This window comes from Micromonospora sp. URMC 103 (assembly GCF_051386435.1).
Classification (GTDB): Bacteria; Actinomycetota; Actinomycetes; order Mycobacteriales; family Micromonosporaceae; genus Micromonospora.
In genome coordinates, this window is record NZ_JBPQTR010000004.1 from 1,292,146 (window position 1) to 1,312,496 (window position 20,351).

The 20,351-nt window shown below is 73.9% G+C and carries 19 protein-coding genes; 12 read left to right on the forward strand and 7 right to left on the reverse strand.

Translation table 11 applies throughout. From position 1 onward, the window contains the following. Positions 1 to 38 precede the first annotated feature (38 nt). Positions 39 to 1,772 carry a DEAD/DEAH box helicase gene (locus ACSNOA_RS09660; RefSeq protein WP_436657612.1) on the forward strand — a complete coding sequence of 578 codons (1,734 nt, stop codon included), beginning with the start codon at positions 39 to 41 and terminating at the stop codon, positions 1,770 to 1,772. Between the two features lie 246 nt (positions 1,773 to 2,018). On the opposite strand, the gene ACSNOA_RS09665 is transcribed toward ACSNOA_RS09660, so the two are convergent. Next, the gene (locus ACSNOA_RS09665) at positions 2,019 to 2,252 is read right to left on the reverse strand and encodes a DUF7455 domain-containing protein (RefSeq protein ID WP_073835435.1); all 234 of its coding nucleotides are present in this window, start codon (positions 2,250 to 2,252) and stop codon (positions 2,019 to 2,021) included. A gap of 247 nt (positions 2,253 to 2,499) precedes the next feature. After that, positions 2,500 to 4,119, reverse strand: a complete 1,620-nt coding sequence (locus ACSNOA_RS09670; RefSeq protein ID WP_436657613.1) for an RNA polymerase sigma factor — start codon at positions 4,117 to 4,119, stop codon at positions 2,500 to 2,502. A 288-nt stretch (positions 4,120 to 4,407) separates the two neighbouring features. On the opposite strand from ACSNOA_RS09670, the gene ACSNOA_RS09675 reads away from it, so the two are divergent. Further along, positions 4,408 to 5,229 carry an inositol monophosphatase family protein gene (locus ACSNOA_RS09675; RefSeq protein ID WP_436657614.1) on the forward strand — a complete coding sequence of 274 codons (822 nt, stop codon included), beginning with the start codon at positions 4,408 to 4,410 and terminating at the stop codon, positions 5,227 to 5,229. Positions 5,230 to 5,385: 156 nt separating this feature from the next. Here ACSNOA_RS09675 and ACSNOA_RS09680 read toward each other — a convergent pair whose 3' ends face one another. Next, positions 5,386 to 5,901 (reverse strand): LytR C-terminal domain-containing protein, encoded by a 516-nt coding sequence (locus tag ACSNOA_RS09680; RefSeq protein WP_436658361.1) that lies wholly within the window; start codon positions 5,899 to 5,901, stop codon positions 5,386 to 5,388. A gap of 434 nt (positions 5,902 to 6,335) precedes the next feature. Between ACSNOA_RS09680 and ACSNOA_RS09685 the strand changes: the two genes are divergently transcribed. Both ACSNOA_RS09685 and ACSNOA_RS09690 read left to right on the forward strand, forming a co-directional pair. Then, on the forward strand, positions 6,336 to 6,632 hold the full coding sequence (locus ACSNOA_RS09685; RefSeq protein WP_007075406.1) for a DUF4193 domain-containing protein: 297 nt from the start codon (positions 6,336 to 6,338) through the stop codon (positions 6,630 to 6,632). Positions 6,633 to 6,810: 178 nt separating this feature from the next. Continuing rightward, a complete protein-coding gene (locus ACSNOA_RS09690; RefSeq protein ID WP_436657615.1) occupies positions 6,811 to 7,599 on the forward strand; it encodes a hypothetical protein in 789 nt (262 codons plus the stop codon). A gap of 86 nt (positions 7,600 to 7,685) precedes the next feature. Here the strand turns inward: ACSNOA_RS09690 and ACSNOA_RS09695 are convergent, their stop codons facing one another. After that, entirely contained in the window at positions 7,686 to 8,180 is a 495-nt protein-coding gene (locus tag ACSNOA_RS09695; RefSeq protein WP_436658362.1) for a DUF3093 domain-containing protein, read from the reverse strand. Between the two features lie 88 nt (positions 8,181 to 8,268). Between ACSNOA_RS09695 and dut the strand changes: the two genes are divergently transcribed. From dut to ACSNOA_RS09715, 4 genes are all read left to right on the forward strand, one after another. After that, positions 8,269 to 8,781 carry a dUTP diphosphatase gene (gene dut / locus ACSNOA_RS09700; RefSeq protein WP_436657616.1) on the forward strand — a complete coding sequence of 171 codons (513 nt, stop codon included), beginning with the start codon at positions 8,269 to 8,271 and terminating at the stop codon, positions 8,779 to 8,781. Positions 8,782 to 8,806: 25 nt separating this feature from the next. After that, entirely contained in the window at positions 8,807 to 9,487 is a 681-nt protein-coding gene (locus tag ACSNOA_RS09705) for a DUF3710 domain-containing protein (protein ID WP_436657617.1), read from the forward strand. Between the two features lie 126 nt (positions 9,488 to 9,613). Continuing rightward, a complete protein-coding gene (locus ACSNOA_RS09710) occupies positions 9,614 to 9,994 on the forward strand; it encodes an OB-fold nucleic acid binding domain-containing protein (protein ID WP_436657618.1) in 381 nt (126 codons plus the stop codon). A 23-nt stretch (positions 9,995 to 10,017) separates the two neighbouring features. Then, on the forward strand, positions 10,018 to 10,698 hold the full coding sequence (locus ACSNOA_RS09715) for a DUF3159 domain-containing protein (RefSeq protein ID WP_436658363.1): 681 nt from the start codon (positions 10,018 to 10,020) through the stop codon (positions 10,696 to 10,698). Between the two features lie 69 nt (positions 10,699 to 10,767). Here ACSNOA_RS09715 and ACSNOA_RS09720 read toward each other — a convergent pair whose 3' ends face one another. Then, a complete protein-coding gene (locus ACSNOA_RS09720; protein WP_436657619.1) occupies positions 10,768 to 11,457 on the reverse strand; it encodes a potassium channel family protein in 690 nt (229 codons plus the stop codon). Between the two features lie 3 nt (positions 11,458 to 11,460). Then, positions 11,461 to 12,126 carry a potassium channel family protein gene (locus ACSNOA_RS09725; protein ID WP_436657620.1) on the reverse strand — a complete coding sequence of 222 codons (666 nt, stop codon included), beginning with the start codon at positions 12,124 to 12,126 and terminating at the stop codon, positions 11,461 to 11,463. Between the two features lie 158 nt (positions 12,127 to 12,284). Here ACSNOA_RS09725 and ACSNOA_RS09730 point away from each other — a divergent pair, with 158 nt between their 5' ends. From ACSNOA_RS09730 to dxs, 4 genes are all read left to right on the forward strand, one after another. Then, the gene (locus tag ACSNOA_RS09730) at positions 12,285 to 14,360 is read left to right on the forward strand and encodes an APC family permease (protein WP_436657621.1); all 2,076 of its coding nucleotides are present in this window, start codon (positions 12,285 to 12,287) and stop codon (positions 14,358 to 14,360) included. Then, positions 14,353 to 15,594 (forward strand): class I SAM-dependent RNA methyltransferase, encoded by a 1,242-nt coding sequence (locus tag ACSNOA_RS09735; protein WP_436657622.1) that lies wholly within the window; start codon positions 14,353 to 14,355, stop codon positions 15,592 to 15,594. The genes ACSNOA_RS09730 and ACSNOA_RS09735 overlap by 8 nt, the downstream gene beginning before the upstream one ends. Positions 15,595 to 15,654: 60 nt before the next feature. After that, a complete protein-coding gene (locus tag ACSNOA_RS09740; protein ID WP_436657623.1) occupies positions 15,655 to 16,872 on the forward strand; it encodes an anhydro-N-acetylmuramic acid kinase in 1,218 nt (405 codons plus the stop codon). An 82-nt stretch (positions 16,873 to 16,954) separates the two neighbouring features. After that, on the forward strand, positions 16,955 to 18,910 hold the full coding sequence (gene dxs / locus ACSNOA_RS09745) for a 1-deoxy-D-xylulose-5-phosphate synthase (RefSeq protein ID WP_436657624.1): 1,956 nt from the start codon (positions 16,955 to 16,957) through the stop codon (positions 18,908 to 18,910). Between the two features lie 63 nt (positions 18,911 to 18,973). Here dxs and ACSNOA_RS09750 read toward each other — a convergent pair whose 3' ends face one another. After that, positions 18,974 to 20,170, reverse strand: coding sequence for a hypothetical protein (locus tag ACSNOA_RS09750; RefSeq protein ID WP_436657625.1), 1,197 nt, complete (start codon positions 20,168 to 20,170; stop codon positions 18,974 to 18,976). Between the last annotated feature and the right edge of the window lie 181 nt (positions 20,171 to 20,351).

The window sequence follows — 20,351 nt, forward strand, 5'->3', positions numbered from 1 at the left end:
CCGGGTCCGCCTTCGTGCGGTCGGAGAGGAGCCTTCGCGTGGCAGCCCGGTTGCCGGCGATCGAGACGTTTCCGGCACTACGCGCCTGGCAGCGCAAGGCGCTGGTCGAGTACCTGCGCCGGCGCTCCGAGGACTTCATGGCGGTCGCCACGCCGGGCGCCGGCAAGACCACCTTCGCCCTGCGCATCGCCGCCGAGCTGCTCGCCGACGGCACCGTGGAGGCCGTCACGGTGGTCGCCCCGACCGAGCACCTGAAGCTGCAGTGGGCGGAGTCCGCGGCCCGGGTGGGCATCCAGCTCGACGCCGCCTTCCGCAACGCCGACCTGCACTCGGCGGCCGACTTCCACGGGGCCGTGGTCACGTACGCCCAGGTCGGCATGGCGCCGCAGGTGCACCGGCGGCGCACCATGACCCGGCGCACGCTGGTCATCCTCGACGAGATCCACCACGCGGGCGACTCCCGGTCGTGGGGCGACGGGGTGAAGGCCGCCTTCGAGCCCGCCGTACGCCGGCTGATGCTCACCGGCACGCCGTTCCGCTCCGACGACAACCCGATCCCGTTCGTGACGTACGAGCGCGGCGGGGACGGCCTTATGCGCTCGCGGGCCGACTCGGTCTACGGCTACTCCGACGCGCTCCGCGACGGCGTGGTCCGGCCCGTGCTGTTCCTCGCGTACTCCGGGGAGACCCGCTGGCGGACCAATGCGGGGGAGGAGCTGGCGGCGCGGCTCGGCGAGCCGATGACGCAGGACCTCATCGCGCAGGCCTGGCGGACGGCCCTCGACCCGGCGGGCGACTGGATGCCGCAGGTGCTACGCGCCGCCGACGCCCGGCTCACCGTGCTACGCAACGCGGGCATGCCCGACGCCGGCGGCCTGGTGATCGCCACCGACCAGCAGACGGCCCGCTCGTACGCCAAGCTGCTGGAGCAGGTGACCGGCGAGAAGGCGGCCGTGGTGCTCTCGGACGACGCCGGCGCGTCCGCGCGGATCGCGACGTTCGCGGCGTCCCAGCAGCGGTGGCTGGTCGCCGTGCGGATGGTCTCGGAGGGCGTCGACATCCCGCGCCTCGCCGTCGGGGTGTACGCCACCAGCGCGAGCACGCCGCTCTACTTCGCCCAGGCGATCGGCCGGTTCGTGCGGGCCCGCCGCGAGGGGGAGACCGCCTCGGTCTTCCTGCCCAGCGTGCCGCACCTGCTCGGGCTGGCCAGCGAGATGGAGGCCGAGCGCGACCACGTGCTGGGCAAGCCCAAGGACCGCGAGGGCTTCGACGACGACCTGCTCGAACGGGCCCAGCGCGACGACCAGGCCAGCGGCGAGCTGGAGAAGAAGTTCGCGGCGCTCTCCGCCACCGCGGAGCTGGATCAGGTGATCTTCGACGGGGCGTCGTTCGGCACCGCGGCCCAGGCCGGCACACCGGAGGAGGAGGAGTACCTCGGCCTGCCCGGGCTGCTCACCGCCGACCAGGTCGCCGTGCTCCTGTCCAAGCGGCAGGCGGAGCAACTGGCCGCGCAGCGGCGTAGGGCGGCCGCCAGGACGGCTGAGCCGGCCGCTGACGCGCCGGCGGCACCACCCGCACCGATGAGCGCGGCCCAGCGCCGGGTGGCGCTGCGCCGCCAGCTCAACGCCCTCGTGGCAGCCCGGCACCACCGCACCGGCCAACCCCACGGCAAGATCCATGCCGAGCTGCGACGCCTGTGCGGCGGCCCGCCCAGCGCCCAGGCCACGATCGAGCAGCTCGAGGAACGCATCGCCACGGTCCAGACCCTCTGACCGTGCGGGGCGGCTCCGTCCCTGCCGCTACCGCCGTTGGTCGACTCGCCTTCCTGGACGGCCCTTGATCGACACCATTTCGCCGAACTGGCGGTGTCCGGCACACCGGGATACCGCCACTTCGGCGAACCGGAGTTGATCAACCCGCCGGGGCCGGGGGCAGGAGAGGGGTGGGGTCGGGTGCGAAAAAAGACCGACCGGAGGCCCTTACGGGACCTCCGGTCGGCTATATGTCGGGTTTCGGATTCAGTTCGCCATCAGATCGGCGCCACGCCAGCTGAACTCCGGGTCCGTCGCGTACCGCACCGTGATCTTCACGAGATCCTCGGCGTACTTGTTCGCGTGGTGCCCACAGAACACCAGCTCGCTCCCACCAGCCAGAGTGATGCGGAGCTTGCCGGCAGCATTGCAGCGGTCGCACCGTTCATCGGCGGCCGGGGGGCTCACCGTCTCGGGCGGCGGCGTGAGGGTCGGGGTCATCGCCTTCCTCCTCTGGTCGTCACCGATGAACAATCTCTTCGGTCGTTGCTCACCTATCCTGCAACATCCTCGTCGCGCCTGGCCTTCCCTGTGTGCCCGCGGGGGACCGAGGTCACACATGGCAGGGAACCAGTGTGCCGTGCACCAAGGGTGCCACGTCAACGATCACAATCGTGCATCCGGTGGATCACCTTCCGGCGATGCACACCAAGTGATCAAAACGACACACCGGGCTGACGGTTTCGGCTCAGTCCAGGTAATCCCGCAGGACCTGGGACCGCGACGGGTGGCGCAGCTTGGACATGGTCTTGGACTCGATCTGCCGGATCCGCTCCCGGGTCACCCCGTAGACCTGGCCGATCTCGTCCAGCGTGCGCGGCTGGCCGTCGGTCAGGCCGAAGCGCAGGCGTACCACACCCGCCTCACGCTCGGAGAGCGTCTGCAGCACCTGCTGGAGCTGGTCCTGCAGCAGGGAGAACGAGACCGCGTCGACCGCGACCACGGCCTCCGAGTCCTCGATGAAGTCACCGAGCTGGCTGTCGCCCTCGTCGCCGATGGTCTGGTCCAGCGAGATGGGCTCCCGGGCGTACTGCTGGATCTCCAGCACCTTCTCCGGTGTGATGTCCATCTCCTTGGCCAGCTCCTCCGGGGTGGGCTCGCGACCCAGGTCCTGGAGCAGCTCGCGCTGGATGCGGCCCAGCTTGTTGATCACCTCGACCATGTGGACGGGGATGCGGATGGTGCGGGCCTGGTCGGCCATGGCGCGGGTGATGGCCTGGCGGATCCACCAGGTGGCGTACGTGGAAAACTTGTAGCCCTTGGTGTAGTCGAACTTCTCGACCGCGCGGATGAGGCCGAGGTTGCCCTCCTGGATCAGGTCGAGGAAGGCCATGCCGCGCCCCGTGTAGCGCTTGGCCAGCGAGACGACCAGCCGCAGGTTGGCTTCGAGCAGGTGGTTCTTGGCCCGCTCGCCGTCCCGGGAGATCCACATCAGGTCGCGCTGCATCTCGCGGCTGAGCTTCTCCTCGCCCTCGTCGGCGGCCCGCAGCCGCTCGGCGGCGTAGAGCCCGGCCTCGATGCGCTTGGCCAGCTCCACCTCCTGCTCGGCGTTGAGCAGCGGGACCTTGCCGATCTGCTTGAGGTAGGCGCGGACCGAGTCGGCGGACGCGGTCAGCTCGGCGTCACGCCGGGCCTGCTTGAGCGCCTCGGACTCCTCGTCGTCCCACTCGAAGTCGTTGTCGCTGGCGGAGTTCGCGGCGTCGGCCTCGGCGGCCTGCGTGAGCTCGGCCGGCTCGTCGACGACGACGTCCTCGATCTCGGCGGCGAGCTCCTCCGGGTCGATGTCGCCGTCGGCGCCTGCCTCGTCGCCCTTGCCCTTCGCCGGCGCGGCCTTGGTCGCCTTGCCGGCGGCCGCGACGGTCGCCTTGGTGGCGCGGGTGGACTTGGCGGCCTTGGCCGGAGCCGCCGCCTTGGCGGCCACCTCGGCGGTGGTGCCGGCCGTCTTGCGCGGGGCGGCGGCCTTGCGCGGGGCCGGCGCCGGCGACTCCTCGGAGGCGGGCGCCTGCTTGGGGGCGGGCGGCGCGGCCTTCTTGGTCGTCTTGGCGGTGGTGGCCCGGGAGGCGGGGGTGGCGGACCGGGCGGCGGCGACCCGTCGCCGGGTGCTGGCCGACCCGTCCACGACCACGGTCACTCCCGCCTCGGAGAGCGCCCGCAGGATCTTCTTGGCCTGGGCCGGAGTCACCTCGGCGGACTCGACGGTGCGCGCGAGCTGGGCCGACGTGAGCTGGCCGCCGGCGCTCTGCGCGTGGGCGATCAGGGTGTCGGTGAGCGAGCGAACGTCGGCGCCGGTCTGGCGGGGTTCTGTCACGAATGACCTTCCGGAGGCGAAGAGCGAGCACGGCCGGGTCGTCTGGCGCAGCAGGGGCCACCGCGCCGGGCGATGTGGTTGAGGAACCCCCGTGTCCCGGGCCGGCCGGTCGTCGGCCGTCCGTGGCGCGTGGGCAGGGGTGAATTGTAACGCCGTCTGCGGCGATCATCCTGCGCCGCACGGCGTATCGGGTGCGGGGACCGCCGATTCGGCACACATGTGGACTTTGTAAGGATGATACCCGCGCGTGAGCCGGAACGCCCCGGTCGTGCGGGAAGGGGACGAGGGATGGAGCGAACGACGCCGTCGCCGCGCGAACTGCTGGACATCGCGGTCGAGGTGGCGCGCGACGCCGCCGCGACGGCGTACCGGATGCGGGCCGAGGGCGTCTCGGTGGCCGCCACCAAGAGCACGGTGACCGACGTGGTGACCGCCGCCGACCGGGCCGTCGAACGACAGGTTCTCGACGCGCTGCGCGGGCTGCGGCCGGGCGACGCGGTGCTCGGCGAGGAGTACGGCTCGGGCGACACCGGGCCGGTGGGCCCCGGGGGCGTGCGGTGGATCGTCGACCCGATCGACGGCACCGTCAACTACCTCTACGGACTGCCGCACTCCGCCGTGTCGCTCGCCGCCGAGGTCGACGGCCGTGTCGTCGCGGGAGTCGTACGCAACGTGACCACCGGCGAGGAGTGGACGGCGACGGCCGGCGGGGGCGCGTGGCGCGACGGCGAGCGGCTGGGCGGCTCCACCGAGCGCGACCTCGGGCAGGCGCTCGTCGCCACCGGCTTCGGCTACGACCCGAAACGCCGGGCGCACCAGGCCCGGGTGGTCGCCGAGCTGATCCCGCACATCCGCGACATCCGGCGGCTCGGCGCCGCGGCGCTGGACCTCTGCCTGGCCGCCGAGGGACGGGTGGACGCCTACTACGAGAAGGGGCTCGCCGCCTGGGACCAGGCGGCCGGGGCGCTGGTGGCGACCGAGGCCGGCCTCCGGGTGGCGGGGCTGAACGGCCGTCCGCCCGGGCCGGACCTGGTGATCGCCGCCCCGCCGGCGCTCTTCGCGCCCCTGCACGACCGGCTCGCCGACCTCGACGCCTCCGGCGGGCCCTGACGCCGAGCGGCACGCGACCGCCTACCGAGCCGGGCGTGTGCCCCTCGACTGGGCGCACCGGCGGCGGGCCGAGCCGGCCCGGGATCGCGTCGCAGCGTCGGTGGGCCGGGACCGGTGCCCGGGCACGCCGGCTCGGGGCCGGCGTGCCCGGGGCGGTCACTTGTCGACGGGCGCCGGGCAGGAGCCGCGCGGCGCCACGGGCGAGCCGAGGTCGCCCAGGGACTGGTTCACCTCGGTCGTGGTGGCCAGCTGCTGGAAACTGTCGCCGAGCACCACGTCGACGGTGTCGTCGGTGCGCTTCGGGTCGTACTCCTGGACGGCGTTGTCGAGGAAGTACGCGCGCAGCAGGTGCGCCGAGCCGACGCCCTTCGGGCCGAACCGCAGCACCGCCACGTCCTCGACCTTCTGCTTCTCGTTGCCCACCTTCTTGACCTGGAACTTGCGGTTGCGGAAGTCGTCCGCGACGCTGGTGGCCCGCCCCGCCTCGTCGGTGGCGTTGAAGACGTTGATCTTGACGTCCTTGGTCTCGCGGAGGGTCACGTCGGCGAGCGGCCAGCCGTCCGGACAGCCCTTGGCGGTGCCGGCGTTGCTCTGGGTGTCGCGCACCAGCGCGACCACGACGAAGACCAGGGCGAGGACCGCCAGCAGGCCGACGACAACGAGTGCCCGCACTCGCGCAAAACTCATCTGGGCGCTCCCCGGACTTCAGATGGGTGACGGCGGCCGCCGGGGGCCGCGCCGCCCGCCGGCCGTCGGGTACGCCGCTGAGGTTAACGGTTGTCCGACGGTCGCGTGGAAACAGCCGGACATGCCGGCGCGCCACCCGGGAACCAGGTACTACTACCCCTATCTTCGTGTCGCCTGAGTCACATTGGGAACAACTTGCCGTGCGGGGGCGTACATCTCTCCCACAAGGGCGGTATACATGCCTCGCCCAAAGGGGGGGTAAGGTACCGCGCTCGCTGGGATAGTTTCCTGGCGGCCTCGAGCCGACAGGATGTCGGGTCGGGTGACCGACACAACGGGTGGCCGGCCAGCGGAACCGAAACAGCGTCGTCCGGCGTTACAACCGGAAGCGACAACATCGATATGGGAGAGTGAAACCGATGGCCACCGACTACGACGCCCCGCGTCGCGACGAGGTCGACCTCGGCGAGGACAGCCTGGAAGAGCTCAAGGCCCGGCGCGTCGACTCACAGTCGGGCGCCGTGGACGTCGACGAGGCCGAGGTGGCCGAGAGCTTCGAGTTGCCCGGAGCCGATCTGGCCGACGAGGAGCTCACGGTCAAGGTGCTGCCGATGCAGCAGGACGAGTTCCGCTGCGCCCGCTGCTTCCTGGTGCACCACCGCAGCCAGCTGGCGGTCGAGCGCAACGGCGAGCTGATCTGCCGCGAGTGCGTCTGACCTTTGTCCAACCCGGCGGCGGCCTCCTGCCGAGGCCGCCGCTGCCGACGGCGCCCCCGACGAGGGCGGCACCCGGGCTGACCAGTGCCGCCGCTGTCGGCGTCGCCGTGCGGCGCTGATGGAGAACTGCTTGACTCGGAACGGGTAGGGGCACCGGCGATCCGGGAGGGCGGGAGCGATGAGCGAGCGAGGCGACGTCCCCGGGAAGGACCCGGCGGAGATGGGCGCCACCGTGGCGGCGTTGACCGCCGACGACATCGCCCCGGCCCGGCGCCGGCAGTTGCTCACTCGGCTCGTCGGGCAGGCGCGCGCCCGTGGGCTGGGCGACCTGTTCAAGCCGCGCGCCGCCGTCCGCTGGATGGTGGACACCGTCACCGAGGTCGCCCCGCACGTGCCGATCCGCGACCTGGCGACCCTGCGCCGGCACTTCCCCGACCTGGACGACGAGGCACTCGCCGACCGGCTGGTCCGCAACGCCGCGCGGGCGACGGCCGGGGTGGGCGCGGCCGGCGGTGGGGTGGCCGCCGTGGAGTGGGCCGTCACGCCCACCCTGCTCTCCGCTCCGGTGCTGCTGGCCGCCGAGACGGTCGCCGTGGTGGCGATCGAACTCAAGCTGATCGGCGAGCTCAACGAGATCTACGGCGTCACCCTGCCCGAGGGCCGCGGGCAACGTGCCGTCGCCCTGGTGCACGCGTGGGCGACCCAGCGGGGGGTCAACCCGATGACGCCCGGCGCGGGCGTCGGTGCCGTGCTCGGCACGGCGGCCCGCCGTGAGCTGCGGGACACCCTGCTGCGCCGCTTCGGGCGCAACCTCACCACGCTGGGACCGTTCCTGACCGGGGCGGCCGTCGCCGGCTACCTGAACCGTCGGGCCACCCGGTCCCTCGGCGACCAGGTCCGCGACGACCTGCGACGCAAGCGGCGGGCCCTGCCGACGCCGCCGCGCTCCCTTCCCGACGCGTCCTGACGGGCGGCGTCTCCGCACGCCCGGCACCCCGGGCCGCCGATGCGGCGGTGCCGGCTCCTGCCGGGCCGGAGTGGACCGGAAAGCGGTCAGCGGGCGTCGCGCGCGGCCAGGATCGCCTCGGCCAGCTCCACGGGACGGCGGGTGCTCACCACCCAGAACGGGGTCGGGTCGGCCGGGTCGTCCAGCACCACCTGGACGGCGCCGCCGACCCACGGCCGCTGCACCACGAACGCCAGCGGGTCGGCGCCCACGCCGAGCACCTCGCGCCGGCCGGCGGCGTCCAGCGGGACGACGTCGGTGACGTACCGCACGGGCAGGTGGGCGTCGTCGACCCACAGCTCGCCGTCGCGCACCGCGACGCGGATCCGGCCCAGCCACCAGAGCATGGCCACCGTGCCGGGCAGCAGCACGACGAACGGCAGCCACGCCCGCAGCCCCGGCGCGCCCATCCAGATCTCGGCCGCGAGCAGGCCGGCGACCACCAGCCCGGCCAGCCAGAGCCACCAGGGCAGGCCGAGCCGCTCGGAGTGGTCCGCGCGGGCCGGAACGGTCGGCGCGGAGGACGGCGAGGACGGCGACAGGCTCACAGTCCGAGGGTACGGCGGACGGCGGCCCGGGTACCCGGCAGGATGGCAGGGTCACCGCCGCACCGGACGGAAGAGGGGAACCGTGACCGACGTCGTACCCGTGCCCGTACGGCAGCTCGACCCGGAGCTGCCGCTGCCGGCGTACGCCCATCCCGGCGACGCGGGCGCCGACCTGGTGGCCGCCGCGGACGTGGAGCTGCCACCCGGCGGGCGCGCCCTGGTCCCGACGGGGGTCGCGATCGCCCTCCCGGAGGGGTACGTGGGGCTCGTCCACCCCCGGTCCGGCCTCGCGGCCAGGCTCGGTGTGACGGTGCTCAACGCGCCCGGTACGGTCGACGCCGGCTACCGGGGGGAGATCCTGGTGAACCTGATCAACCACGATCGGGTCGCTCCGGCGAAGATCTCCCGTGGCGACCGGATCGCCCAGCTCGTTGTCCAGCGGGTGGCGCGGGCGGAGTTCCAGCCGGTGGCCGAGCTGCCCACGTCGCGGCGCGGGACGGGCGGGCACGGCTCCACCGGCGGGCACGCCGGTCTGGTGCCGCCGCCGGCAGACCCGCGGCGGGCCGACGGAACGGGCGTTGAGGTGACAGGGTGAGTGCGAACAGCGGAGGGTGGACGCAGTGATCTTCTCCCGGAAGCGGGCCGGTGCGGGGCGGCACGACCGTGACGAGCGGGCCACCGAGGTCCTCGACGACTACCCGGCCGAGGAGGCCGGCGCGCCGTCCATCGCCCGTGGCCCGTACGACATCTCCGAGGCCCCGTCCGGTGTGGCGCGGCTCGACCTCGGCAGCCTGCACATTCCCGCGGTGCCCGAGGTGGAGGTCCGCGTCCAGGCCGACCAGCAGGGCGTGATCCAGCAGGTGGTGCTCGTGCACGGGGCGAACGCGCTCCAGCTCGGCGTCTTCGCGGCACCCCGGTCCGAGGGGATCTGGGACGAGGTGCGGGCGGAGATCCGCCAGTCGCTGGTGGCCGACGGCGCCACGGCCCGGGAGGTCCCCGGCGACTACGGCACCGAGCTGCGGGCCACGGTGAACACCCAGGACGGGCCGACCGACCTGCGCTTCGTGGGCGTCGACGGGCCCCGGTGGATGGTGCGTGCCGTCTTCCAGGGGGCGGCGGCGGTGGACCCGGCGGCCGCCGGGCCGCTGGCCGAGTGCCTGGAGGGGTTGGTGGTCGACCGGGGGCAGGAGGCCAAGCCGGTACGCGAGCCGCTGCCGCTGCGGTTGCCACGGGAGGCCGAGCAGGAGGCGGAGTCGACGCCGGACGGCGACCGCCCGGCGGACGCGCCCCGGCAGGTCTGAGCGAGGGGTCACGGGCCCGCCGGGATCGACCGGATCGGCGTACGCTGGCGGGACGGTCCCGGCGATTCCGGGGCCTGTGCCAGTGCCGGCGCGGCCGGCCAGCGTGGAGAGGGTGACGCGGAGGTCATGACGACCGACGAGAGCCGGGTGTCCCTGCGGGGCATCCTGCGACGGCTCACCGCGAGCGAGGCCGAGATCGAGGCGCAGGAGCTGCAGCGGGAGAGCGCCGAGTGCGGCGGCGTGCCGGCCCGGCAGTGCTCCCGAGGTCAGGTGGTCTCGGTGACCGGCCGGCTGCGCACGGTGGTCTACACGCCGCGCACCAACCTGCCGACCCTGGAGGCCGACCTCTATGACGGCAGCGACGTGGTGACGCTGGTCTGGCTGGGCCGGCGGCACATCGCCGGCATCGAGCCGGGCCGGCACGTGACCGCCCGCGGCCGGGTGGCCCTGCGGGACGACCGCAAGGTCATCTTCAACCCCTACTACGAGTTGGACACGCCGAAGTGACCGGCGCGGACGGGCGGGTGCCCGTGACGACCGGGCAGCAGGCCGCCCAGGCCGAGGCCGAGCCGCAGGACGAGGAGCGGCTGCCCACGATCGCCGAGCAGATGGCCGACCAGCTCGGCGGCTGGCGGGGGCTCGTGGAGTCGAGCATCCCCGTGGTGGTCTTCGTGATCGCCAACATCGTCGGCGACCTCCGCCCCGCGGTGATCGCGTCGGTGGCCGTGGCGCTGCTCATCGCCGTGTTGCGGTTGGCGCAGCGCCGCCCGGTCCGGCACGCGGTGAACGGGTTGTTCGGCATCGCCGTCGGCGCCGCCATCGCCTGGCGGACGGGCGACGAACGCGACTTCTACCTCCCCGGCATCCTCTACGGCGTCGGCTACGGGGTGGTCCTGCTGCTCTCTGCCGCGATCCGCCAGCCGCTCGTCGGATGGATCTGGTCGGTGCTGGTCGCCAAGGGGCGGTCGGAGTGGCGCGACGACCCGCGCCTCGTGCGGACGTTCACCCAGCTGACGGTGCTCTGGGGCGTGGTCTGGCTGGCCAAGGTGGGCGTGCAGGCGGCGCTCTACCTGGCCCACCAGGACACCGCGCTGGGCGTGGCCCGGCTGGCGCTGGGCTACCCGCCGTACGCGCTGCTGCTGCTCATCACCGTCTGGACGGTGCGCCGGGTGACCCGGGAGTCGCAGCCGGAGCCGCTGCCCGGCAGTTGACGCCGCGTCGTCGCCCGGCAGTCGACGCCCGCGTCGTCGCCGCCCGCGGGCGGCGACGACGTAGCTGCGTCAGCCCGCCTCGCGGGTGCGTTCCACGCTGTCCGGGCCGAGGATGACCGCCCGTACCTCGTCCTCCACCTCCGCGGTGCAGACGAAGATCAGCTCGTCGCCCGCCTCGATCGGGTCGTCCGGGCTCGGCACCAGCACCCGCTTGCCCCGCAGGATGGCCACCAGCGCGGAGTCGCGGGGCAGCGGCACGGAGTGGATCGGCTGGCCGACGTAGGGGGCGCTCGGCGGGAGAGTGATCTCCACGAGGTTCGCCTCGCCCTGCCGGAACGTCATGAGGCGGACCAGGTCGCCGACGGTCACGGCCTCCTCGACGAGCGCGGCCATCACCCGCGGCTTGCTCACGGCGACGTCCACGCCCCACTGCTCGGTGAACAGCCACTCGTTCTCCGCCCGGTTGACCCGGGCCACCACCCGGGGCACGGCGAACTCGGTCTTGGCCAGCAGCGACACCACCAGGTTGACCTTGTCGTCGCCGGTGGCGGCCACGACCACGTCGCAGGCGGCGACGTCCGCCTCCTCCAGGCTGGCCAGCTCGCACGCGTCGGCCAGCACCCAGTCGGCGGCGGGCACCCGGTCCGGCCGGAGCATCTTGGGCTGCCGCTCGATCAACATCACCTGGTGGCCGTTGTCGATCAGCTCCTGGGCGATCGAGCGGCCCACGTTGCCGGCGCCGGCGATGGCGATCCGCATGGCTCAGTGCCCCCCTTCCGGCGGCGTCGACGCCACCGACGTGACGGTCGCCACGATGTCGTCGGTGACCAGCATGAAGATCTGGTCACCCTCCTGCACCACGCTCGACGCGGTCGGCAGCGTGCCGATGCCGAAGCGACTCAGGTAGGCCACCCGCGCCCCGGTCGCCTCCTCCAGCGCGCGCACCGGCCGGCCCACCCAGTCCTTGTGGACCGGCACCTCGACGATCGACACGGTGCTCGTAGGGTCGCGGAAGATCTCGACGTTCCCCTCCGGCACGAGGTGGCGCAGCATCCGGTCGGCGGTCCACCGCACCGTGGCCACGGTCGGGATGCCGAGCCGCTCGTAGACCTGCGCCCGCCGCTGGTCGTAGATGCGGGCCGCCACGCGGGAGACGCCGAACGTCTCGCGGGCCAGCCGGGCGGAGATGATGTTGGAGTTGTCGCCGCTGGAGACCGCGGCGAAGGCGTCGGCCCGCTCGATGCCGGCCTGGCGCAGCACGTCGCCGTCGAAGCCGGCGCCGGTCACCGTGATCCCGGCGAAATCCGGACCCAGCCGGCGGAACGCGTCGGCGTCCTGGTCGATCACGGCCACCGAGTGCCCCCGGGACTCCAGGGTGTGGGCGAGGGTGGAACCCACCCGCCCGCAACCCATGATCACGACATGCACGCTTCCCTCCCAAGGTGCGCACCCGTCCGCACGGGGCCCGTCGTGTGCGAGCCTGCCACGTCCCGGCGGGGAACGGGCACCGACGGTACCGTGCGCGCGCACAGGTGATGATCGCCCACCCCCGCAGTGTCGGGCGGGTGGTCGTACCCTTGGCGTTCGTGGCCAGTCCCACCTCGCTCATGAAGCGGCTGCTCCTCGGTCGACCGTTCCGGTCCGACCGGCTGCAGCACACCCTCCTGCCGAAGCGCATCGCGCTGCCCGTGTTCGCGTCCGACGCGCTCTCGAGCGTCGCGTACGCGCCCGACGAGATCCTGCTGACCCTGTCGATCGCGGGGGCGTCCGCGTACGTCTTCTCGCCGTGGATCGCGCTCGCGGTGGTCGTGGTCATGTTGACCGTGGTCGCGAGCTACCGGCAGAACGTGCACGCGTACCCCTCCGGTGGCGGGGACTACGAGGTGGCGACCGTCAACCTCGGCCCGAAGTTCGGCATCGGGGTCGCCAGCGCGCTGCTGGTCGACTACGTGCTCACGGTCGCCGTGTCCGTCTCCTCCGGCGTGGCCAACCTCGGCTCGGTGCTGCCCTTCGTGGCCACCCACAAGGTCATGATCGCGGTCGTGGCCGTGGTGCTGCTCAGCGCCGTGAACCTCCGGGGCCTGCGCGAGTCGGGCACCGCGTTCGCCATCCCCACGTACGGCTTCGTCATCGTGATGGGCGGGATGCTGCTCACCGGCCTCGTCCGGGTCTTCGTGCTCGGCGACGACCTGCGGGCGCCCAGCGCCGACCTGGTGATCCAGGCCGAGCACAGCGTGACCGGTTTCGCCCTGATCTTCCTCCTGCTGCGGACGTTCAGCTCGGGCGCCGCCGCGCTCACCGGCGTCGAGGCGATCTCCAACGGCGTGCCGGCGTTCAAGGCGCCGAAGAGCCGCAACGCCGCCACCACCCTGCTGCTGCTCGGCGTGATCGCGGTGAGCCTGCTGGTCGGGATCATCTGGTTGGCCCGCCTCACGCACCTGCAGTTCGTCGAGGACCCGGTCGCCCAGATCGTCTCCGGCCCCGACGGGTACGTGCAGAAGACCGTCACCACCCAGCTCGGCGAGGCGGTCTTCGGGTCCGGCTCGATCCTGCTCTACGTGGTGGCCGGGATGACCGCGCTGATCCTGTTCCTGGCCGCGAACACCGCCTTCAACGGCTTCCCGGTGCTCGGCTCGATCCTCGCCCAGGACCGCTTCCTGCCCCGGCAGTTCCACACCCGGGGCGACCGGCTGGCCTTCTCCAACGGCATCCTCTTCCTCGCCGTCTTCGCGATCGTGCTGATCGTCGGTTTCCAGGCCGAGGTGACGCGGCTCATCCAGCTCTACATCGTCGGGGTGTTCGTCTCGTTCACCGTCTCCCAGGCCGGCATGATCCGGCACTGGAACCGGCACCTGAGGACCGAGCGGGATCCGGAGGCGCGCCGCCGGATGCACCGCTCCCGGGCCATCAACACGTTCGGCATGGGCCTGACCGGCACGGTCCTCGTGATCGTGCTGATCACCAAGTTCCTGCTCGGCGCGTGGATCGCGATCGCCGCGATGGCGGTGATCTACCTGCTCATGCTGGCCATCCGCGGCCACTACGACCGGGTCGCCCGGGAGCTGGCCCCGCCGGACGAGGGGCGGGCCGTGCTGCCCGCCCGCAACCACGCCATCGTGCTGGTCAGCAAGCTGCACCAGCCCACCCTGCGGGCCATCGCGTACGCGCGGGCCACCCGGCCGGACACCCTCACGGCGGTCACCGTGAACGTGGACGAGAAGGACACCCGGGACCTCCAGGAGGAGTGGGAGCGCCGGGAGCTGCCCGTGCCGCTCACCGTGGTCGACTCGCCGTACCGGGAGATCACCCGGCCGATCCTGGACTTCGTGGCCAACACCCGCCGGGAGTCCCCGCGCGACGTGGTGACGGTCTTCATCCCTGAGTACGTGGTCGGGCGCTGGTGGGAGAACCTGCTGCACAACCAGAGCGCCCTGCGGCTCAAGACCCGGCTGCTCTTCGAGCCGGGGGTCATGGTGACCAGCGTGCCGTGGCAGCTCGCGTCGACCGCCAGCAAGGACCTGGACCGGCTGGACGCCACCCTGTCGCGCGGCCCGGCCCGCGGTCCCCGGGTGGTGCCGCGCAGCGCGCTGCCGCCGAGCGTCCCGCCGGTGGTCTCGGTGCCGCCCGGCGAGTCCGGCTCGGGTGGTGGTGACCGTGGCTGAGCCGACCGACGGCCCCGGCCTGGCCGAGGCGGAGCGGGTCGAGCTGACCGTCGGCGCGGTGGCGCCCGGCGGGCACTGCGTGGCCCGCGTGGACGGGCAGGTGGTCTTCGTCCGGCACGCGCTGCCCGGTGAGCGGGTCGTGGCCGAGGTGACCGAGGTGCACCGCGGGTTCGTGCGGGCCGACGCGGTGACGGTGCTGGAGGCGTCGCCGGACCGGGTGGAGCCACCCTGCCCGTACGCCCGGCCGGGCCGCTGCGGCGGCTGCGACCTCCAGCACGTGGCGCCGCCGGCGCAGCGGGAGTGGAAGGCCGCCGTGGTCCGCGAGCAGCTCGTGCGGCTGGGCGGCCTCACCGATGCCGAGCTGGACGCGCTGGGCGTGCGGGTCGAGGCGCTGCCGGGCGGCCAGTTGGGCTGGCGCTCGCGGGTCCGGTACGCGGTCGACGCGGCGGACCGGGCCGGCCTGCTCAAGCACCGGTCGCACGAGGTGGTGCCCATCGACCGCTGCCTGATCGCCCACCCGACGATCCAGCGGCTGCCCGTGCTGACGCCGAGCGGGGCCCGCTGGCCGGACGCCGAAGCCGTGGAGACGGTCGCCTCCACGGGCGGCGACGTGACCGTCACGGCGGTGGCCGACGGGACGCCCACCGAGGTCCAGGGGCCCGCCGTGGTGCGTGAGGTGGCCGCCGGCCGGGAGTGGACGCTGCCCGCCTCCGCCTTCTGGCAGGTCCACCCCGCCGCCGCCGACACGCTGGTCACGGCGGTGCTGGAGCTGCTCGACCCGCGTCCCGGCGAGTCGGCCTGGGACCTCTACGGAGGCGCCGGGCTCTTCGCCGCGGCCCTCGCCGCCCGGGTCGGCGACACGGGCCGGGTCACCTCCGTCGAGGCGGCCGCGCAGGGTGTCGCCGCGGCCCGGGAGAACCTGCGTGACCTGCCCCGGGTCGAGGTGGTCCCGGCCCGGGTGGAGACCGCGCTCGCGCGGCGGCGGATCACCGGCCCGGTCGACGTGGTGGTGCTCGACCCGCCGCGCACCGGCGCGGGCGCCCGCGTGGTCCGCGAGCTGGCCGCCGCCGGGCCGCGGGCGGTCGCGTACGTGGCCTGCGACCCGGCCGCTTTCGCCCGGGACGTCCGCACGTTCGCCGAGCTGGGCTGGCGGCTCGCCGCCCTGCGCGGTTTCGACCTGTTCCCGATGACCCAGCACGTCGAGCTGGTCGGGCTGCTGCTGCCGCCGGACTGACCGCCACGGGCGGCGGTCGCGGGGCTGCCCGCGCCGGTCACCCGGCGCTAGCCTGGCGCCGTGAAGATCGTCGGGTTGATGTCGGGCACGTCGTACGACGGGGTGGACGTGGCGGCCGCCGAGTTCACCGTCGAGAGGGACACGCTCTGGCTGCGGCCGCTCGGGCACCGGGGGCTCGACTACGACGAGGAGCTGCGGGAACGGATCGGCGCGCTGCTGCCCCCGGCGGCCACCACCATCGAGGCGGTCTGCCGGCTCGACAACCGCCTCGGCGAGGTCTTCGCCGAGGCGGCGGCCGTCGGGCTGGAGCTGGCCGGCGGCGCCGTGGACCTGGTGGTATCGCCCGGCCAGACCGTCTTCCACTGGGTGCAGGACGGGACGGCCCGCGGCACCCTCCAACTCGGCGCGGTGGCCCGGGTGGCCGCCCGGGCCGGCGTACCGGTGCTCAGCGACCTGCGCGCGGCGGACATCGCGGCCGGCGGGCAGGGCGCCCCCCTCGTGCCCGCGTTCGACGCCCTGCTGCTGGCGCCGGACGCGGAGACACCCGCCGCGCCGGCCGCGCCGGCCGGAGACCGCCGGCCGGAGGACGCCGCACCGCCGCGGGCCGCGCTGAACCTCGGCGGCATCGCCAACCTCACCGTGGTGACGCCGGGCGCGCCGGTCCTGGGGTACGACGTCGGTCCGGCGAACGCGCTGCTGGACGCCGCGGCCCGCCGCCTCCTGGGCCGGCCGTGCGACCTCGACGGCGCCCGGGCGGCGGCCGGTCGCGTGCATCCCGGGCTGCTGGAGCGGCTGCTCGCCGAGCCGTACTACGCCGCGCCGGCGCCCAAGTCGACGGGGAAGGAACTGTTCCACGCCGGCTACCTGGACGAGCGTCTGGCCGCGCTCGGCGAGCCGGTGGCCGCCGACGACGTGCTGGCCACGCTCACCGAGCTGACCGCGCGGGTGGTGGCCGCCGAGTGCGACCGGCACGGGGTGACCGAGGTGATCGCGGCCGGCGGGGGAGTGCGCAATGTCACGCTCCGTGACCGCATCGCCGCGCTCGGCGCCGGCCGCTGGCGCCTGCGGACCACCGCCGAGCTGGGCGTCCCGCCGCAGGCCAAGGAGGCGTACGCGTTCGCGCTGCTCGGTTGGCTCTCCTGGCACGGCCTGCCCGGGGCCATACCGTCGGTGACCGGGGCGACGCGGGCCGCCGTCCTCGGCTCCTGGACGCCCACCGGCCCCGGTCCGCGGGCCGTCGTGGCGGCGCCGCCGCGCCGGCTGCGCGTGCGGGCCTGACCGCAGGCCGGCGGGCCCGCCTGAGCTGGGCGGATGTCGGGTCGGGCTGCGGACTGTCGGGCGGCCGATAGACTCTGCGGTCATGAGTGTTGAAGAGGACACGGCCAATCACGGCCCGCTGCTGGCCACCGTGCGCGGTCCGCAGGACGTCAAGCGAATGTCCGCCGAGCAGTTGGACATTCTTGCCGCCGAGATCCGTGACTTCCTGATCGCGAAGGTGTCCCGCACCGGCGGGCACATCGGGCCCAACCTCGGCGTGGTCGAGCTGACCCTCGCCCTGCACCGGGTCTTCGACTCCCCCCGGGACCGGCTCCTGTTCGACACCGGCCACCAGGCCTACGTGCACAAGATCGTCACGGGCCGGCAGGAGGGCTTCGACAGGCTCCGCCAGCGTGGCGGCCTCTCCGGCTACCCGAACCAGGCGGAGAGCGAGCACGACCTCATCGAGAACTCGCACGCCTCCACCGCCCTGTCGTACGCCGACGGGCTGGCCAAGGCGTACGCGCTGCGCGGGGAGCGGCGCAGCGTGGTGGCCGTGGTCGGCGACGGCGCGTTGACCGGCGGCATGTGCTGGGAGGCGCTCAACAACATCGCCACGGCCCGCAACCCCCTCGTCATCGTCGTCAACGACAACGGTCGCTCGTACTCGCCGACCATCGGCGGCCTCGCCGACCACCTCTCCTCGCTGCGCCTCAACCCGGGCTACGAGAAGGTGCTCGACACCGTGAAGGACGCCCTGGGCTCCACCCCGCTCGTCGGCAAGCCGATGTACGAGGTGCTGCACGCCGTCAAGAAGGGCATCAAGGACGCGGTCGCCCCGCAGGCCATGTTCGAGGACCTCGGCATCAAGTACGTGGGTCCGGTCGACGGGCACGACGTCGCGGCCGTCGAGTCGGCGCTGCGCGCCGCCAAGAACTTCGGCGGTCCCGTGATCGTGCACGCCGTCACCCGCAAGGGCTACGGCTACCGGCCGGCCGAGGAGGACGAGGCCGACTGCCTGCACGGCCCGAGCAGCGCCTTCGACATCGAGACCGGCCAGCTGGTCGCGGCGCCGTCGGTGAAGTGGACGCACGTCTTCGCCGACGAGCTGGTGGCGGTCGCCGACGAGCGTCCCGACGTGGTGGGCATCACGGCCGCCATGGCCGAGCCGACGGGCATCGCCACGCTGGCCCGCCGCTACCCCGAGCGCGTGTACGACGTGGGCATCGCCGAGCAGCACGCGGTCGTCTCGGCGGCCGGCCTCGCGATGGGCGGTCTGCACCCGGTCGTGGCGGTCTACGCGACGTTCCTCAACCGCGCCTTCGACCAGGTGCTGCTCGACGTCGCCATGCACAAGCTGCCCGTGACGTTCGTGCTGGACCGGGCCGGCATCACCGGCCCCGACGGGCCGAGCCACTACGGCATCTGGGACATGTCGGCCTTCGGGGTCGTGCCCGGGTTGCGGATCGCCGCGCCCCGCGACGCCGCCACGCTCCGCGAGGAGCTGCGCGAGGCGGTCGCCATCGACGACGGCCCCACCGTGCTCCGCTTCCCGACCGGCACGGTCGCCGCCGATCTGCCCGCGCTGCGCCGGGTCGGGTCGGTCGACGTGCTGGCCGAGTCGGCGCGCACCGACGTGCTGCTGGTCGCGGTGGGCGCGTTCGGCCACCTCGGCATGGAGGTCGCGGCCCGGGTCGCCGAGCAGGGCTACGGGGTCACCGTGGTCGACCCGCGCTGGGTGCGGCCCGTCCCGGCCGAGCTGGTCGAGCTGGCCGCCGGGCACCGGCTCGTGGTGAGCGTCGAGGACGGGGTCCGCGTCGGCGGCGTGGGCGACGCCCTCGCCCAGGCGATGCGGGACGCCGACGTCCGGGTGCCGTTGCGTGACCTCGGCGTGCCGGCGGACTGGCACCCGCACGGCAGCCGGGCGCAGATCCTCGCCGACCTGCGGCTCACCGCCCAGGACGTGGCCCGCGACGTCACCGGCTGGATCTCCGGGCTGGACGGCACGTCCGTCGAGCCGGTCCGGATCGTGGCCGACGACGCGGCCGCACAGAACTGACGTCCACGCACGACGGCGGGCGGTCCCGATCGGGGCCGCCCGCCGTCGCGTGAGCGGCGTCGGTCAGCGACCGCCGCCGATCGAGCGGTAGTGCGTCTTCTCCGCGTCGGTCAGGCTGACCGTCAGGGAACGGGCGGGCTGCGCGAGCACGACCAGGCCGGGGCGCTGCAGCAGCAGCGGCGTGCCCGGCGGCACCGACAGGGTCGTGTCCCGGGTGGCCCGCCAGCTCAGCACGACCACCGGATGGCCGGGCACCGGCAGCCGGTAGGCCTGCAACGGCGCGGACCGGTCGGCGGGGGAGACCACGGGCGCCGTCCCGCCGTCCGGGCGGTAGACGACGGCGGTCATCGTGTCGTCGGCGCTCTGCCAGGTGAGCTGGTGCAGCTCGCCCGGCTCGCCGCCGCTCAGCGCCGCCTCGCCGAGGGAGCGGATCGCCACCTTCGCCATGGGCCAGGACTCCGGCACCGAGCCCGGCGCGTCCCGGTCGTTGATGCGGCGCGGGATGCTGCCGAACGGGCCCCGCTCGTCGGCGAGGCGGCAGGTGTCCAGGCCCGTCAACGCGCGCCGGGCGGAGCCGGTGTCGTCCCGCACCAGGGGATAGCGCGGGCCGGTGATCCCGGTGCCGAGGTCGACCAGCCGGTCCGTGGCCCGCCCGCGGGGCAGCGACTCGGTGGCGCGCAGGGTCGCCGTCACGGGGGCGGCGGCGCACGCCGGCACGTCGGCGGGCGCGCTGATGCCGTCGGTGGTCGTCAGCTCGCGCCCGTCGGGCCCCGCGAGACGCTGCACCCGGTTGGAGACGAGGTAGCGACGGCCGGCCGAGGTCTGCACGGGCAGCACGTCGGAGTAGACGAGGTAGCCGGGGTCGGTGTACTCGGCGGCCCGCGCGACCGCGTACCGGTCACCGTCGCCGGTGAGCTGGAGCAGCCAGGAGGAGGCCTCCCCGGGCACGTCGGCGGCCACCAGGGCCAGCGGAGCGCCGTCCACCTCACCGGCGTAGAGGATGCCGGACGAGGGCAGGTGCGCCCGGTCGTCCGCGGGGGAGCGCCAGGCGCGTACCGCGTCGGTGACCGCCGCGGTGACGGCGGGGTCGCCGGCCAGCCCACCGCGGGGCGGCCAGACGGGCAGCGAGCCGTCCAGGCTGTCGTAGCCGACGGGAAGGTCCGCGGGTTGCCGCTCGGCGATCGGCCCGCAGGCCGTGGCGACCAGCAGCACGGTCAGCAGTGCGGCGGCCGTCGTGCCACGCCGGCGGACTGGAGCCACCTGTACGCCCCCGATCGCTCGCCGGACAGTCGAAGCGCAATGGTACGAGATGTCCGACGAGCGGGGCGCGGCGCCTCGTGCCGATCGGCCGCCCACAGCGGACTGCCCACAGGGGACCGACGGCGCCTGCCGTCGCAGGCCAGCCGTCCGGGACGGTGCGGTCGGGTCGATCGCGCCGGAG